This is a genomic window from Brevundimonas sp. (assembly GCF_036659295.1).
Taxonomy (GTDB): Bacteria; Pseudomonadota; Alphaproteobacteria; order Caulobacterales; family Caulobacteraceae; genus Brevundimonas.
Genome location: NZ_JAVXCU010000055.1, coordinates 1 through 14,880 on the forward strand (window position 1 = coordinate 1; position 14,880 = coordinate 14,880).

A 14,880-nucleotide genomic window follows, 5' to 3' on the forward strand; every position below is an offset into this window, starting at 1 on the left:
AAGGCCTGTCGGAAAGCCTGATCGCAAACGGCATCGATGTGGTGCATGCGGCCGGGCCGCAAATGCGTCTGCTTTATGATATTTTACCGCCTGCGATGCGCGGCCAGTGGCGCGAAACTGCCGCCGAGCTGGCGCGCGATGCGGCACTTTTGGTTTCGCCGGACGATATCGTCATGGTGAAGGGATCTAACGGCTCGCGGGCCGCTATTGTGGCCAAGGCTCTTGCAGAGCTTGAAGGCGCTGCGGAGTAACAGGAACCGGTTATGTTCTACCTGCTGTATCTACATTATGCGGACATCGCGCAGGATTATCCGCTGCTGCACCTGATCCAGTATCAGACGGTGCGTGTTGCGCTGGCGATGGCGACGGCGATGATCGTGGCGGTGGCCATGGGCAGCCGCTTCATCAACTGGATGCGCCTGCGTCAGGGCAAGGGCCAGCCGATCCGCGAAGACGGTCCGGTCACCCACCTGTCCAAGGTCGGCACGCCGACCATGGGCGGCCTGATGATCTTGGCCGGTATTGCCGTGGCGGTCTTCCTGTGGGGCGACCTGACCAACCCGTATATCTGGATCGTGTCGGGTGTGACGGCGGCGTTCGGTGTGCTGGGCTTTGTCGATGACTATGCCAAGGTCACCAAACAGTCTTCGGCCGGGCTGACCTCCAAACAGAAACTGGCGGCGCAGACGGTTGTGTCTGTGATTGCCGGTGTTCTGACCGTGCTGTGGATGACCCATTCGCCCACCTCGCCGGGTCTGGAAACCTCGATTGCGTTTCCGTTCCTGAAAGCGGTTCTGCTGAATATCGGCTGGTTCTATGTGGCGTTTGCGGCCTTTACGATTGTCGGTTTCTCGAATGCGGTGAACCTGACGGACGGGCTGGACGGTCTGGCGATTGTGCCGGTGATGATGGCGGCGGGTGCCTTTGGCATCATCTCGTATCTGGTCGGCAACTTCCTGTTTTCGGAATATCTGCAGGTCCACCACGTACCGGGTGCGGGTGAACTGGCGATCTTCTGTGCGGCCATTATTGGCGGCGGCATGGGCTTCCTCTGGTACAACGCACCGCCCGCGAAAATCTTCATGGGTGATACCGGCTCGCTGGCCCTGGGTGGCGCGCTGGGCTCGATGGCTGTGGCGACCAAGCACGAACTGGTGCTGGGCATTGTCGGCGGTCTGTTCGTGGTCGAAGCCGCATCGGTGATGATCCAGGTCGGTTATTTCAAAATGACCGGCAAGCGCATCTTCCTGATGGCTCCGATCCACCACCACTTTGAAAAAATGGGCTGGCCGGAATCGACTGTTGTGATCCGCTTCTGGATCGTGGCCGCCATGCTGGCCCTGATCGGTCTTTCTACCCTCAAACTGCGTTAATCCCATGATCCCCGTTCCCGGCTTTGAAGGCAGACGCGTTGCGGTTTTCGGCCTCGGCCGCTCGGGGATCACGGCTGCCCGTGCCTTGCAGGCAGGCGGGGCACTGCCGGTCCTGTGGGACGATGGTGTTTCGGGCCGGATGCAGGCCGAGGCCGAAGGGTTCAATGTCGAGGACCTGACCGTTGCCGACTGGTCGGGCTTTGACGCGCTTGTGCTGTCACCGGGTGCGCCTTTGACCCATCCCAAGCCGCACTGGACCGTTGAAAAGGCGCATGCGGCGGGTATTCCCGTCATCGGCGATATCGAACTGTTTGCCCGCGCTCTGGATGCTTTACCTGCCGATCAGCGTCCACGCGTGGTCGCCATTACCGGCACCAACGGTAAATCCACCACCACGGCCCTGATCGCCTATGTGCTGAAACAGGCGGGTCTCAAGGTGCATATGGGCGGCAATATCGGCATTGGCGTTCTGGCCCTGCCAGCACCGACGCCTGACACCGTCTATGTGATCGAGGTTTCCAGCTATCAACTGGACCTGACCACCAGCTTCGCGCCCGACGTGGCCATCCTGACCAATATCAGCCCCGACCATCTGGACCGTCACGGCGGGATGGAAGGCTATGTGAAGGCCAAGGCCCGCATCTTCCAGTCACAGCCTGACGGGGCGCTGGCCCTGATCGGTATCGACGAGGACTGGGGCAAGGCGCTGGCCGAGCGTCTGGAAGGCGAGGGGGCCAATGTGCGCCGTATCGCCACCGCGCGTCTGGAAGCAGACCTGCCTACATCCGGCTGGCGGGCGGCCCCTGCGCTGTTGCTGGCCGATGACGCCCATATTGATCTGTCCGAAGCCCGCTCCTTGCCGGGGCGTCACAATGCCCAGAACGCGGCCTTTGCCTATGCGACGGCGACGGCGCTGGGTGTGGCACCCGATGTGGCGCTGGCAGGACTGAAAGCCTTCCCCGGACTGGCGCACCGCATGGAGGCTGTGGGCCGCATTAACGACGTGCGCTTCATCAACGATTCCAAAGGCACCAATGCCGATGCCGCCGCTCAGGCGCTGGCCTCATACCCTGCGGTGTTCTGGATCGCGGGTGGCAAGCCCAAGGAGGGCGGGATTGAATCCCTTCGTCCGCTGTTTGGTCATATCACCAAGGCCTATCTGATAGGCGAGGCCGCCGATGCGTTTGCTGTGACGCTGGGCGATGTGCCGCATGTGGTGGCGCACACCATGGAGCGCGCCGTACAGATGGCGGCTGCCGATGCGGCCAAGGCGGGCGGCGAGCAGGTTGTGCTGCTGTCGCCAGCCTGTGCCAGCTTTGACCAGTTTCCTGATTTCGAGGTGCGCGGAGAAGCCTTCCGCGCGGCAGTGCTGGCGCTTGGTGCCACTGCGGAGGCCACCCTGTGAGCCAGTCCTACGCCCCTCATCCTTTTTCGCGCAGTGACCAGAGTGTGCTGGCCCGCTGGTGGTGGACGGTGGACCGTCCGCTGCTGCTGGCGGTGCTGGCCCTGATGTTTATCGGCGTGGTGCTGAGCTTTGCATCCAGCCCCGCGGCTATTTTGGCCGATGAATCCATCAGCAACCCGTTCCACTATTCCTACCGGATGATGGTCTTCTCGGCGGCTGGTTGCGCCACCATGCTGATGACCAGCATCCTGTCACCTAAGGGCGTGCGCCGTCTGGCTGTTCTGGCCCTGATTTGCGGCATTGTCTGTATGATGCTGCTGCCCTTTATCGGTGATGAGGTGAAGGGGGCGGCCCGCTGGATCAACCTTGGTCCGTTCAGCCTGCAACCGTCCGAATTTGCCAAGCCGGGCCTGATTGTCTTTGCCGCATGGATGTTTTCCGAAGCCGGAAAAAGTCAGGGCGTGCCGGGGGTCAGTATTGCCGTTGGTGCGTGGGGCATGGTCGTAGCCCTGCTGCTGATCCAGCCCGATATCGGCCAGACCCTGCTGGTGACCACCACATTTGCCGCTGTGTTCTTCATGGCGGGGATGCCGCTGAAATGGGTGGCCGGTGTGGCGGGGGCTGTGCCTATTGCGGCTGTGGGCCTGTATTTCACCTTCAGCCACATGCGCGATCGTCTGGACCGTTTTTTCTCGCCGGAAACCGCTGACACCCACCAGATCGACCGTGCCTCCGAAGCCATCCGCGCGGGTGGTCTGGTCGGGCGCGGGATCGGCGAGGGCGTGATGAAGCGCCATGTGCCCGACCTGCATACCGACTTCATCTATTCGGTCGGGGCCGAGGAATACGGCCTTGTGCTGTCACTGCTGATTATCGGCCTGTACGGATTCATCGTCCTGCGCGGGATGCGCAAGGCCATGAAGCTGGCCGATCCGTTCCAGCAGACGGCGGCGGCGGGCCTGTTCATGCTGATCGGGCTTCAGGCCTGTATCAATGTGGCGGTGAATCTCAGCCTGATCCCGACCAAGGGTATGACCCTGCCATTTATCTCCTATGGTGGCTCGTCCATGGTGGCGATGGGGCTGACGGCGGGCTTTGCGCTGTCGCTGACACGCCGCCTGCCCGGGGCCTATGAGCCGGGTGCCAATATCAATCCGCGCTCGCGCCTGTGATGTCCAAACGGAACTCTACGCTTATGACTTCTCCGTCCCGTGTCTGTGTTGTGGCTGCCGGTGGCACGGGTGGCCACATGTTCCCTGCCGAGGCTCTGGCCAAGGTGATGAAGGCGCGGGGCTGGACAGTGCTGCTGGCGACAGACAAGCGCGGCCAGAACTATGCCCAGAACTTTCCGGCCAAGAAAATCATCGCGCTGGATGCCGCGACCGGCTCCGGCCCGATTGGAATGTTGAAGGCGGGCTTTGCCATCATCAAGGGCGTGGGACAGGCTTCGACCGCCTATAGCACCCTCGGGGCCGATGTGGTGGTGGGCTTTGGCGGTTATCCGTCGGCACCGGCTCTGGTGGCGGCTCTGGCCACGCGCCGCGCCACGGTCATCCACGAACAGAATGCGGTGCTGGGCAAGACCAACCGGATGCTGGCTGCGGCGGTCGATACGGTGGCCTCGGCCTTTCCGGATGTGGGCCGTGCGCCCAAATCGGTGGCTGAAAACATCCATGTGGTCGGCAATCCGGTACGGCCCGATATCCGCGCCCTTTTTGATCGCGCCTATAAGGCTCCGACCAAGACCGGCACCATCAACATCCTGATTACCGGTGGCAGTCAGGGCGCGCGTATCCTGTCCGAGGAAACGCCAAAGGCACTGGCCAATCTGCCCGAGGCCCTGCGCAAGCGCCTGAATGTGTCGCAGCAGGCCCGCTATGAAAACGTGGCGGCGGCCAAGAAGATCTATGCCGATGCCGGTATCACGGCCGAGGTGTCACCTTTCTTCGATGACATGGCCAAGCGCCTGTCGGACGCGCATCTGGTGATCGGTCGGGCAGGGGCTTCGACCTGTTCGGAACTGGCCGTGGCGGCCATGCCGTCCGTGCTGATCCCGCTCAAGATCGCCACCGATGACCACCAGACGCTCAATGCGCGGGTGCTGGTCGAGGCGGGGGCTGCCAAGCGTATTGCCGAGGACGATTTCAGTGCCGCAGTGCTGACGGACATTTTGCAACCGGTACTGGATGATCCGTCCAAGCTGGCGTCGATGTCGGCTGCGGCCAAGAGCGTGGCGATTGCCGATGCGGCCGAGCGTCTGGCCGATCTGGCCGAGGCAGCGGCGCGCGCACGCGGTCGCTGAGCCTTAAACATACAGGCACTTGGGTCGTCTGGAGAACGCGGGTAAGATTGCGTCATGCCCCAGTTCGTCATTGACCTGACCAATGAGATTTTTGCCCTTTGGCGCCAGTTCAACTGGCTGCCCAAATGGGCTGTCATCAGCATTATCGTGGGGGTGTTCACCTTTATCGGGTGGGCCGCCAACTATGCGGTGTTTGCGGTGCTGAAACTGCTGGCCCGCAAGCGTGACCCGTTCTGGCGCGAGGCGCTGGAGCGCGGGCGTATCCAGTTGGGCGCGCTGGTGATGATTATGGCCATGGCGCTGGCGGTGACGGTGTCGCCGCTATCGGTCGAGATGTCGTTGCTGGTCCGCCGGACCCTGTTGTTTGCCTTCCTTGTGGCGCTGGGGTTGTCTCTGGTCAGTCTGGTGGATACCGGCGCGACGGTGCAGCTGAAACGCTATGACACCGAGGACGACGCCAATACCCATGCCCGCAAGCGCGTAACCCAGACCCGCATCCTGCGCCGTGTGGTGCAGGTGCTGATCATGCTGGTGGCGGTGGGGATTGCCCTGCTGACCATACCGGGGGTGCGCCAGTGGGGCCTGTCGCTGCTGGCCTCGGCGGGTGTGGTGGGTATTGTCGCCGGTCTGGCGTTGCAACCCTTCCTCGCCAATATGATTGCGGGCATCCAGATTGCGATGGCCCAGCCGATCCGCATTGACGACGCCGTCGTGGTCGAGGGCGAATGGGGACGTGTGGAAGAGATCACCTCGACCTATGTGGTGGTCAAGCTGTGGGACTGGCGCCGGATCATCCTGCCTTTGACCTATTTCATCCAGCAGCCGTTCCAGAACTGGACCCGCATGGATACCCGCCTGCTGGCTCCGGCCTTCCTGTGGGTGGACTATGAGGCCCCGATCGACCGTCTGCGCGACAAGCTGGAACAGATCGTCCATTCGTCGATCTATTGGGACGGCGATACGGTGGCGCTGGTGATATTCGACATCACCGAGCGCACTGCCAAGATCCGCTGTACCGCCAGTGCGCGTAATGCCTCGGCGGCCTTTGATCTGAAATGCGAGATCCGCGAAAAGATGCTGGCCTTTATGCGCGACGAATGCCGCGAGGCCCTGCCGCGTGACCGTGTGGACCTGTTTGAAATGGCCCCGCTGCCCAAGAAGGCGATCCTGCTGGAGGATTAATCCTCGTTGGCTTTGGCAAGGGCCAGTGCGCTGGCAACATCGGTGGCATCCAGACGCGGTTCGATATCGCCACAGGCAATGGCGGCCAGTTCTGCGGCATCGCCACCGGGGGCCAGTGGCATGGGCTGGTCGCGCGTGGGGGTTGCCGGTCCGATATGGCCGTCATCGCGTACCGAGGCGAAGTCCTGACGGTATCCGGTATGCGGCCCATTGGCCTTGCATTCAAACTGCCACCACGACCAGCCGCCAACATAGGTATGCGATCCAATGACCATGGCCTCGGTGCTGAGTTGCAGCACACGCATGCGAACCTTGCCGTCACTGTCCGTCGTGCGCGTGGCCATATCGGCAAACTGGGCAAAGCGGCCCTGACCCGACAGCATCAGTTGTTGCGGAGCGGTTTCTTCGGCCAGAGCGGGCGTCACCGACAGGGTGGCGGCGAGCGCCAAGAAAAGCATACGGGTCATTAATCGTGGTTCGTTAAAGTGGTGGCATGCAAACGCCGTCGCTCAAGCCTGTACAGCCGGAAGGGCTAGAACCCAAGCAGTCGCCCCAGTCGCCTACACAACGGCGGCGCTGGCGCGGTCGGCCCGCAGCACAGACGCCGTCCAGCCGTGTGAAAATCATGGGGGAGGAGATGGACCTGCTGCGCGAGGAAGAGCTGATGATGCAGATCGACCGTGCGGTCGGTTTGCGACGTCGCTTTCTGATTGCCAACCACAATCTGCACAGCCTGTATCTGGTCACGCGCACGCCTGAAATGGTGCAGATGTATGCGCGGGCCGATGTCATCCAGATCGATTCTGTGCCGCTGATCCGTTTTGCACGCATGACAGGGCATGATGCGGAACTGGCGCACAGGCTGACCTATCTGGACTGGCGCGACAACTTCTGGACCATGGCGCACAACCGCTGCTGGCGGGTGTTTTATCTGGGCGGAGAACCGGGTGTGGCGCTGTCGGCCACGCGCCGTCTGGCCCTGACCTATCCCGACATAACTTTCGAAGCGCGCGACGGGTTTTTCGACACCGAAACTGACGGCGCTGAAAACCGCGCTGTCCTGAAACAGATCGACGACTTCCAGCCCGATGTTCTGCTGGTGGGCATGGGTATGCCGCGTCAGGAGATGTGGATTGCGGCCAATCTGGATGCCCTGCCGCCGTGTGTGATCCTGCCGGTCGGGGCGGCTTTTGACTATGAGGCCGGTGTCCAAAACGCGGCTCCGCGCTGGATGGGGCAGTGGGGTCTGGAATGGCTGTACCGGCTGTGTCACGACCCGAAACGGCTGGCCAGCCGCTATCTGTATGAGCCGTGGTTCTTGCTGAAGCCGGCGATGTGCGACCTATTTAGGCGGCGATGATGTTTTCGGCCTGTTTCAGGTCGACACTGACCAGTTGGCTCATGCCGCGCTCGGGCATGGTCACGCCATAGAGGCGGTCCATCCGGCTCATCGTCACCGGATTGTGGGTGATGCAGATAAAGCGGGTATCGGTGCGCGAACGCATCTCGTGCAGCATTTTGCAGAAGCGGTCCACGTTCGCATCGTCCAGCGGCGCGTCCACCTCGTCCAGAACGCAGACGGGGGCGGGGTTGGCCAAAAATACGCCAAAGATGAGCGCCGCTGCCGTCAGGGCCTGTTCGCCGCCTGACATCAGGCTCATCACCGACAGACGTTTACCCGGCGGGCAGGCGAAGATTTCCAGACCGGCTTCCAGCGGATCATCGCTCTCGACCAGTTTCAGCTCGGCCTGACCGCCGCCGAACAGGGCTTCGAACAGGGCTTTGAAATTCTCGTTGATGACCTCGAACGCGGCCAGCAGGCGCTCGCGCCCCTCGGCATTCAGTTCGTCAATCCCGTCGCGCAGCTTGGCAATGGCTTGGGTCAGATCGATCCGCTCGGACTTCATGGCCCCGAGGCGGTCATCATATTCGGCGGCTTCTTCCTCGGCGCGCAGGTTCACCGCGCCCATGCTTTCGCGCTCGCGTTCCAGCGCGAACAGCAGGTTCTCGGCCCCTGCTGTGTCGGGCGGGCGGGCAATGGCGTCTTCCTGAAGCTTCCTGCCCAGTTCTTCGGGCGTCATCTGGGCCGTCTCGCGAAGGTTGCGGTCGGCATCGCCCAGTTTTTCGTCGGCGGCTTCGGCGCGGGCTTGTAGAGCCGCGCGGTTTTCGCGGGCCTGCCCGGCAAGGCTCTCGGTGGCGCGGGCGGCGCGGTCAGCCTCGGCGGCGTCGAACTCGACCTGTTGCAGGGTGTCGGTCGCGGCCTTTTTTCGGTTTTCGGCCTCGACCAGTGTGTCCATCAGCGTGTTGCGCTGATCGGCAAAACCCTGCGGCGCTTCTTCGGCTTTTTTCAGCTGGGCGGCGGCTTTTTCGCCATCCTTGTCCAGCGATTTGATGCGGCCTGTGCTGTCCTTGGAGCGGACGATCCAGCTTTCATGGGCGCGGGTCAGGCTGTGCTGGCGTTGCTCGCGTTGCTGACGGTCACGGGCTTCCTCGTCACGCTTCGAGCGGGCGTTCTGGGCGACAAGACGGGCATTGTCGGCGGCACCCCTCGCATTGTTCAGATCACCGCGCAGGGTGGCGATCGTCTCGGACGGTGCCTCGACATTCTGGGCGGCGTCAAAAGCGGTTTGCGCCTCTTGGGTTTCGGCCTCGAGGCGGGCCACGGTTTCGTCCAGCGACTGGGCGCGGGCTTCCTTGCGGGTCTGCTCGCGGCGCAGATGCTCCAGACGGTCGCGGGCACCGGTGACCGTTTTGTCCAGACCGAACGGGCGGGTGCGGGCCTGTTTGACGGTGTCCTCGGCCATGCGGAAGGCATCGGTGGCGGCGCGCATGGCGGCCTGTGCAGCTTCCAGAGCGGGCTTGCCCTTATCGATCTCGGCTTCAAGCTCGCCCATACGAGTGCGCTGGGCCAGACGCACAGCGGCGGGGCGGGGGGCCTCGGCGCGGCTGACGAAACCGTCCCAGCGATAAAGATCGCCTTCACGCGTGACCAGACGCGCCCCGCGCGGCAGGGTGCGGGCGAGGGCTGCAGCCTTGTCTTTTGGTGCCACACCACAGAAGGCCAGACGCGCGGCCAGTTGCTCGGGCGCATCCACATGGGCCGACAGCGGCTGGACACCGTCCGGCCAGTCATGGGGTGCGCTATCGGCACCGGTCCAGTGGGCGGGGGCGGCCTTGTCAAGCGCGGCATCCAGATCATCGCCCAGCGCAGCGGCCAGCGCGGCCTCATAGCCCTTGGCGGCGGACACCTTGTCCAGCGCAGGGGCATGCTGGCGTTTGCCGGTCACCAGAAGCTGGGCAAGGCCGCGCGCTTCGGTTTGCAGACGGCCAAGGCTGTCTTCCAGTTCGCGGGCCTTGGTGCGGGCATCCTGTTCGGCGCGAGCCTTGTCCGAGCGATCATTTTCCGCCGCCTCTACGGCATCGCGGGCGGCTTGCAGGTCGGCCTGTGCAGTGGCGAGGGCCGTTTCGGCGATCGCAATCTCGGGCGTTTCCAGCGGACCGACAGCGGCGCGTTCGCGCACCGCCTGATCGCGCTGGGCGGTAATACGGGAAAGGCGTGTTTCAGCATCGCGCTTGCGGGCATTTTCAGCATTGGCGCGGGCCTCGACGGCGGCGAGGGTACCGGCCAGCCGTTCCACCTCGGCATCGGCCTGTTTGCGGGCGTCTTCGGTTTGAGCGACCGCGCGATCCAGTTCAGGCCCGCGTTCGGGGGCGGCGGCGATCTCGGCCTTCAGGCGGGACAGATCGTTTTCGATCCGGTCCAGTTCCTTGCGGGCATCGGCGGCCATGCGCTCTTCGCGCTCGATATCGGCGGCAATACGCGCGACCTCGGCCTTCAGGCGGTCCACCTCGGCGCGGGCGGCCTGTTCGGCCATGTCCAGACGGTCGCGCTCCAGCGTGGCACGATGCAACAGTACCCCCGCTACGGCATCTTCCTCGCGGGCGGGCTTCATCGCTTCTTGGGCGTTGAGGGCAGCGGTCTGGGCGGCGGCAGAGGCGGTCGCGGTTTCGGCCACGGCCTTTTCGGCCTGACGCAGTTCCTGACGGGCGACCTCTTGCGCCTGTTTGGCATCGGACCAGCGCACATACAAAAGCGCGGCCTGAAGGGCGCGGATTTCGGCGCTGATCTTTTTGTATTTCTCGGCCTGACGCGCTTCGCGTTTCAGGCGGTTTAGGGTGCTTTCCAGCTCCTTGCCGATATCGTCGAGGCGGTCGAGATTGGTTTCGGCAGCCCGCAGGCGCAGTTCGGCCTCGTGACGGCGGGTGTGCAGACCCGCCACGCCACCGGCTTCTTCAAGGATGCGGCGGCGGTTCTGGGGCTTGGCCGCGATCAGTTCGGAGATTTGTCCCTGACGCACCAGGGCCGGAGAGTTCGCCCCCGTAGAGGCATCGGCGAACAGAAGCTGGACGTCGCGCGCCCGTACTTCCTTGCCATTGATGCGATAGGTCGAGCCACGGCCGCGTTCGATCTTGCGCGAGACTTCCAGCACGTCCTGATCGGTAAAGGGCTGGGGTGCGCGGTGTTGGCTGTTATCGACCGTCAGGATGACTTCGGCATGGTTGCGCGGCGGTCGGCCCGCAGCCCCTGCGAAGATCACATCCTCCATGCCCTGACCGCGCATGGCCTTGGCGGAGTTGGCGCCCATGACCCAGCGCAGGCTTTCCAGCACGTTCGACTTGCCGCAGCCATTTGGTCCGACGATACCCGTCAGTCCGGGTTCGATCTGAACCTCGGCGGGATCGACGAAGGACTTGAAGCCCGCAAGTCGAAGGCGCTGGAAATGCATGGTGTCGTTAGCGCACCAGCGGTGCGAGAGCTTCGGTCATGCCTTCCAGCGTAGGATTGGCAACGCGGTGACCATTGACGAACAGGGCCGGTGTACCCGTCACACCGACCGCGATGGCGCTCTCGGTGTCGCTGTCGAGGCTGGTCTTGGTGGCGGGATCCGAAACGCAGGTGCTGATCTGTTGTTCGGTGCGGCCCGACAGTTCGACTGCACCTTTGAACCAGTCACCGATCTTGCCGTTGGCAAAAGCTGCGGACTGGCCGTGCATCAGATGGTCGGCGACCGTAAAGAAGCGGTCCGGTGCCGCACAACGGGCCACAGCAGCGGCCAGTTGCGAGACCTGAACCGGCGGGGTCGGCAGATCGCGGAAGATCAGCTTGGCCTTGCCTGTATCAATATACTCGGCCTTGATCCGGGGCAGGACCGTATTGGTGAAGTTCGCGCAGTGCGAACAGGTGAAGCTGGCATATTCGATGATGGTGATCGGCGCATCAGCGCGACCCAGCACGCGATCGCTGGCCAAGGGGGCCGTAACCGATGCCGCCACGGCCGGAGCCGCAGGCGTCGCCGGACGTGGCGTCGGGGCCGAGCGGGTAGGCGATGCTGACTCGGCCATGACCGATGTCGCGAACATGCTGCCGATGGCGACTGAAACAGCCGCCATCGAAGCCAGAGAAAGCTGTCGCTTACCCATGGGAGTAACCCTTATTTGGCCAGTTCGGCGTCGATTGCAGCCGACAGACCTGCCAGGCTCGGATCAGCCACGCGCTTGTCATTGACGAAGAAGGTCGGGGTGCCGGTAACGCCAGCCTTGATGGCGCTCTGGATACGTTTTTCCAGATCGGCGACGGCCTTCTTGTCGTTCAGGCAGGTTTCGATTTCGGCAGCCGACAGACCGGCACCCTGTGCAATGCGGTTCAGGCTCTGGCGCGGGTCAATACCTGCCTGCCATTCGCGCTGCGATGCCATGATGGCGTGCAGGACGTCGAAATATTTGTCCTCGCCAGCGCAACGGGCGATCATGAAACCGGCGGCGGCAATGTCTTGCGGCGGGGTCGGGAATTCACGGAACACGAAGCGCACCTTGTTGGTGTCGACGTATTTGGTTTTGAACTCAGGCCAGATTTGCTCGTTCCAGGCCGCGCACGCGCCGCAGGTGACCGAGGCGTATTCTACCACAGTGACCTTGGCACCTTCCGGCGCGCCCTTGGCCATGTCGCCCTCGGCAGAGCTGGTCGAGCCGCCCGAACAACCGGCGACCACCAGCATGGCACCCATAGCGGCGGCGGTGATTGCGGCGCGGCGGCTCATCGCCGCAAACTTAAACTTAGGAGCCATGGTTCAAACCCGGATTCAGATATCTAAAAGGAAGATGGGGCAGAGGAATCGTCACCTGCCACATGCTGTTATGTTTACGGCAAACAGAGGGCTTGCCCTTTGTCAACGGTATGGATCGTCCGCTTCATCCTTGCTGCGGGCATAGGCGGCTTTGCCCAGCTTGGTCAAAGCCTTGCGAAGCGGTTCGGGAAGGTGCGCTACCGAGGCCTCTAATTCGGCCTCCTGTGCGGGGGGCAGAGGGGGTAGGGGCGGCAGGGAACGGGTCTTGGGCTTGGGCTGGGCGGTCGCTGCCAGCGGTTTGACCGGTCCTTGCTGGATACGGATCTTGCCCACAGTTTCTGCGCCCAGAAACAGGTTTACCTGCGCGATGATGTCTTGTTGCTGGTGCTGGACGAACAGGGCACCGGATGTAACCACCCGCAGTTCCAGCACGCCGGGCGTATTGCCTCGGGCCTTGATGATTTTGACAGGGCGGGTCACGCGGGCCAGCCGCTCGCCGACAATCTCGGTCCAGCGGCCTTCCAGACTGTTGGCGCTGCGGCCAAACTTGTCGTCCAGCGACTTGATGAATTTTTGCAGTTTGTGCGAGGCGCGCGGCGGCGTACGCAGCGGAGGCTTGGTCCGCCGCTGGGCCAAAATCCGGCGGGCTTCTTCTTCGGTGGGCAGGGGTCTGCGCGACATGGCGTGACTATAGACCAAAACGGGGGCGTCTGCCGATGGGGAACGGGCTGTTTGGTATGAATAAAGCGGCTATGGACGGCCTATGACGGCAAACGCGATTAAAGATCTGCGCAAGGCGCTGCTGGATTGGTACGACGCCAATGCCCGCAGCCTGCCATGGCGTACCGAACCGGGTGAGGCGACACGCACCGATCCCTATCGGGTGTGGATGTCCGAAATCATGCTGCAGCAGACCACAACGGTCCATGCGGCACCTTATTTCCATGCCTTTACCGCGCGCTGGCCGACAGTGGGTGATCTGGCCGCCGCAGAAGACGCGGATGTCATGGCGGCGTGGGCGGGGCTTGGATATTATGCCCGCGCCCGCAACCTTCTGGCCTGTGCGCGGATGGTGGCCGATGAGTATGACGGCGTGTTTCCCGATACCGAGGCTGCGCTGTTAAGGCTGAAGGGTGTCGGTGCCTATACGGCAGCGGCGGTGGCGGCGATTGCCTTTGGTCGTGCGGCCAATGTGGTCGATGGCAATGTCGAGCGGGTGATGAGCCGCCTGTTTGCGGTCAAAGACGAACTGCCTGCGGCAAGGCCGGAGTTGAAACGTCTGGCGGGGCTGTTTGTCAGCGATCATCGCCCTAGCGACTGGCCACAAGCCCTGATGGATTTAGGGGCGCGGATTTGTCGGCCCAAATCGCCTTTGTGCGAACAGTGCCCGCTATCGTTCGGGTGTGCAGCCTTCAAACAAGGCGATGCGCAATCCTATCCGAGGAAGGCCAAAAAGGCAGAGCGCCCGCATCGGTTGGGCCACGCCTTTGTGCTGCGAGACGGCAAGGGCAGGGTGGCGCTGATACGGCGTCCCGACAAGGGCTTGCTGGGCGGGATGCTGGGTCTGGTCGGATCGGAATGGTCCGCTGCGCCTGAATACAGCCCACCCTTTGCCGCTGACTGGGCCGAGGCGGGGACAATCAATCACGTCTTTACACACTTCTCGCTGGACCTGACGGCGCATGTGGCGACGGGGCAGGCCGATGATCCGGCTCTGATCTGGATAGATGAGGCCGAGGCGCTGGCGTCCTTGCCGACCGTGTTCCGCAAGGCGCTGGAGAGGGCGCTGGCTTAATCGGGTGTAGCCAAAGAAAAAGGGACCGCACCTTTTGGATGCGGTCCCTCTCAGTTTCGGGCGATGCGCCGCCCTTAACCTATTGCATGCCTGCACGAACTTCGGCGCGCAGGGTGTCGATCGAGCGCAGGCCCTGATCGGTCTTGAAACGCCAATAGGTCCAGCCATTACAGGCCGGTGCATTTTCCAGCAGCGCGCCCAGCTTGTGGATCGAGCCGGTCAGCGAACCGGAGACCAGCGAACCGTCGGCACGCACGCGGGCCTCGTGGTCGCCCTTGGGGCAGTAAAGCTTGTCGCCGGCTGTCAGAAGGCCCGCTTCGACCAGAGCGCCGAACGGCACCTTGGGTTCGGCCTTTTTGGAGCCGGTCACGACCAGATCCTCGGGGGCGGTCGGAATAACGGCGTCGATGCGGGCCTGGGCCACATCGGCATAGCCTTCATCACGCTCGATACCGATGAAGTGACGGCCCAGACGCTTGGCGGCAGCACCCGTGGTGCCGGTGCCGAAGAACGGGTCGAGGATTACATCGCCCTGACGGGTGGCCGACAGGATGACGCGGTGAAGCAGGGCTTCGGGTTTCTGGGTCGGGTGGGCCTTGTTGCCGTCGGCATCCTTCAGACGCTCCGAGCCGGTGCAAAGCGCCAGCGTCCAGTCCGAGCGCATCTGGGTGTCTTCGTTGAAGACCTTCAGGGCGTCA

13 protein-coding genes and 1 pseudogene are annotated in these 14,880 nt (G+C 63.0%); 8 read left to right on the plus strand and 6 right to left on the minus strand.

Annotated elements, in window-relative coordinates; translation table 11 throughout:
* The 6 genes and pseudogenes from RSB01_RS10170 to RSB01_RS10195 form a co-directional block, all read left to right on the plus strand.
* Positions 1-251 (plus strand): annotated as a pseudogene (locus RSB01_RS10170) (UDP-N-acetylmuramoylalanyl-D-glutamyl-2, 6-diaminopimelate--D-alanyl-D-alanine ligase); the annotation flags it as partial.
* Positions 252-263: 12 nt separating this feature from the next.
* Positions 264-1,373, plus strand: a complete 1,110-nt coding sequence (gene mraY, locus RSB01_RS10175; RefSeq protein WP_332591505.1) for a phospho-N-acetylmuramoyl-pentapeptide-transferase — start codon at positions 264-266, stop codon at positions 1,371-1,373.
* 4 nt (positions 1,374-1,377) lie between these two features.
* Complete coding sequence (murD, locus tag RSB01_RS10180; protein ID WP_332591504.1) at positions 1,378-2,778, plus strand: UDP-N-acetylmuramoyl-L-alanine--D-glutamate ligase; 1,401 nt, start codon at positions 1,378-1,380, stop codon at positions 2,776-2,778.
* Positions 2,775-3,950 (plus strand): putative peptidoglycan glycosyltransferase FtsW, encoded by a 1,176-nt coding sequence (locus tag RSB01_RS10185; protein ID WP_332619953.1) that lies wholly within the window; start codon positions 2,775-2,777, stop codon positions 3,948-3,950. The genes murD and RSB01_RS10185 overlap by 4 nt, the downstream gene beginning before the upstream one ends.
* 23 nt (positions 3,951-3,973) lie before the next feature.
* Positions 3,974-5,080 (plus strand): undecaprenyldiphospho-muramoylpentapeptide beta-N-acetylglucosaminyltransferase, encoded by a 1,107-nt coding sequence (gene murG, locus RSB01_RS10190; protein WP_332619954.1) that lies wholly within the window; start codon positions 3,974-3,976, stop codon positions 5,078-5,080.
* Positions 5,081-5,134: 54 nt separating this feature from the next.
* Complete coding sequence (locus tag RSB01_RS10195) at positions 5,135-6,262, plus strand: mechanosensitive ion channel domain-containing protein (protein ID WP_332591620.1); 1,128 nt, start codon at positions 5,135-5,137, stop codon at positions 6,260-6,262.
* Here the strand turns inward: RSB01_RS10195 and RSB01_RS10200 are convergent.
* Positions 6,259-6,729, minus strand: coding sequence for a hypothetical protein (locus tag RSB01_RS10200; RefSeq protein WP_332591621.1), 471 nt, complete (start codon positions 6,727-6,729; stop codon positions 6,259-6,261). The genes RSB01_RS10195 and RSB01_RS10200 overlap by 4 nt on opposite strands.
* A 26-nt stretch (positions 6,730-6,755) precedes the next feature.
* Between RSB01_RS10200 and RSB01_RS10205 the strand changes: the two genes are divergently transcribed.
* Positions 6,756-7,622 carry a WecB/TagA/CpsF family glycosyltransferase gene (locus RSB01_RS10205; RefSeq protein WP_332591622.1) on the plus strand — a complete coding sequence of 289 codons (867 nt, stop codon included), beginning with the start codon at positions 6,756-6,758 and terminating at the stop codon, positions 7,620-7,622.
* Here RSB01_RS10205 and RSB01_RS10210 read toward each other — a convergent pair.
* The 4 genes from RSB01_RS10210 to RSB01_RS10225 all read right to left on the minus strand — a co-directional run bounded on the left by RSB01_RS10210 (position 7,609) and on the right by RSB01_RS10225 (position 13,068).
* On the minus strand, positions 7,609-11,049 hold the full coding sequence (locus tag RSB01_RS10210; RefSeq protein WP_332625416.1) for an AAA family ATPase: 3,441 nt from the start codon (positions 11,047-11,049) through the stop codon (positions 7,609-7,611). The two genes, RSB01_RS10205 and RSB01_RS10210, sit on opposite strands and share 14 nt — an antisense overlap.
* Positions 11,050-11,056: 7 nt before the next feature.
* Positions 11,057-11,743 carry a thioredoxin domain-containing protein gene (locus tag RSB01_RS10215; protein ID WP_332591552.1) on the minus strand — a complete coding sequence of 229 codons (687 nt, stop codon included), beginning with the start codon at positions 11,741-11,743 and terminating at the stop codon, positions 11,057-11,059.
* A gap of 11 nt (positions 11,744-11,754) precedes the next feature.
* Entirely contained in the window at positions 11,755-12,387 is a 633-nt protein-coding gene (locus tag RSB01_RS10220; protein ID WP_167176602.1) for a DsbA family protein, read from the minus strand.
* Positions 12,388-12,489: 102 nt separating this feature from the next.
* The gene (locus RSB01_RS10225) at positions 12,490-13,068 is read right to left on the minus strand and encodes a DciA family protein (RefSeq protein WP_332591553.1); all 579 of its coding nucleotides are present in this window, start codon (positions 13,066-13,068) and stop codon (positions 12,490-12,492) included.
* 82 nt (positions 13,069-13,150) lie between these two features.
* Between RSB01_RS10225 and mutY the strand changes: the two genes are divergently transcribed.
* Positions 13,151-14,182: an A/G-specific adenine glycosylase gene (gene mutY / locus RSB01_RS10230; protein WP_332591554.1), complete on the plus strand. Its 1,032-nt coding sequence runs from the start codon at positions 13,151-13,153 to the stop codon at positions 14,180-14,182.
* A 79-nt stretch (positions 14,183-14,261) separates the two neighbouring features.
* Here the strand turns inward: mutY and RSB01_RS10235 are convergent.
* Positions 14,262-14,880: site-specific DNA-methyltransferase (locus tag RSB01_RS10235; RefSeq protein WP_332625418.1), on the minus strand; the 619-nt coding region annotated here is incomplete at its 5' end.

What these genes read in the sequence shown, in the direction of transcription:
- mraY (WP_332591505.1), top strand. Translation starts at nt 264, where the DNA reads ATGTTCTACCTGCTGTATCTACATTATGCGGACATCGCGCAGGATTAT.
- murD (WP_332591504.1), top strand. Translation starts at nt 1,378, where the DNA reads ATGATCCCCGTTCCCGGCTTTGAAGGCAGACGCGTTGCGGTTTTCGGC.
- murG (WP_332619954.1), top strand. Translation starts at nt 3,974, where the DNA reads ATGACTTCTCCGTCCCGTGTCTGTGTTGTGGCTGCCGGTGGCACGGGT.
- RSB01_RS10195 (WP_332591620.1), top strand. Translation starts at nt 5,135, where the DNA reads ATGCCCCAGTTCGTCATTGACCTGACCAATGAGATTTTTGCCCTTTGG.
- RSB01_RS10200 (WP_332591621.1), bottom strand. Translation starts at nt 6,729, where the DNA reads ATGACCCGTATGCTTTTCTTGGCGCTCGCCGCCACCCTGTCGGTGACG.
- RSB01_RS10205 (WP_332591622.1), top strand. Translation starts at nt 6,756, where the DNA reads ATGCAAACGCCGTCGCTCAAGCCTGTACAGCCGGAAGGGCTAGAACCC.
- RSB01_RS10210 (WP_332625416.1), bottom strand. Translation starts at nt 11,049, where the DNA reads ATGCATTTCCAGCGCCTTCGACTTGCGGGCTTCAAGTCCTTCGTCGAT.
- RSB01_RS10215 (WP_332591552.1), bottom strand. Translation starts at nt 11,743, where the DNA reads ATGGGTAAGCGACAGCTTTCTCTGGCTTCGATGGCGGCTGTTTCAGTC.
- RSB01_RS10220 (WP_167176602.1), bottom strand. Translation starts at nt 12,387, where the DNA reads ATGGCTCCTAAGTTTAAGTTTGCGGCGATGAGCCGCCGCGCCGCAATC.
- RSB01_RS10225 (WP_332591553.1), bottom strand. Translation starts at nt 13,068, where the DNA reads ATGTCGCGCAGACCCCTGCCCACCGAAGAAGAAGCCCGCCGGATTTTG.
- mutY (WP_332591554.1), top strand. Translation starts at nt 13,151, where the DNA reads ATGACGGCAAACGCGATTAAAGATCTGCGCAAGGCGCTGCTGGATTGG.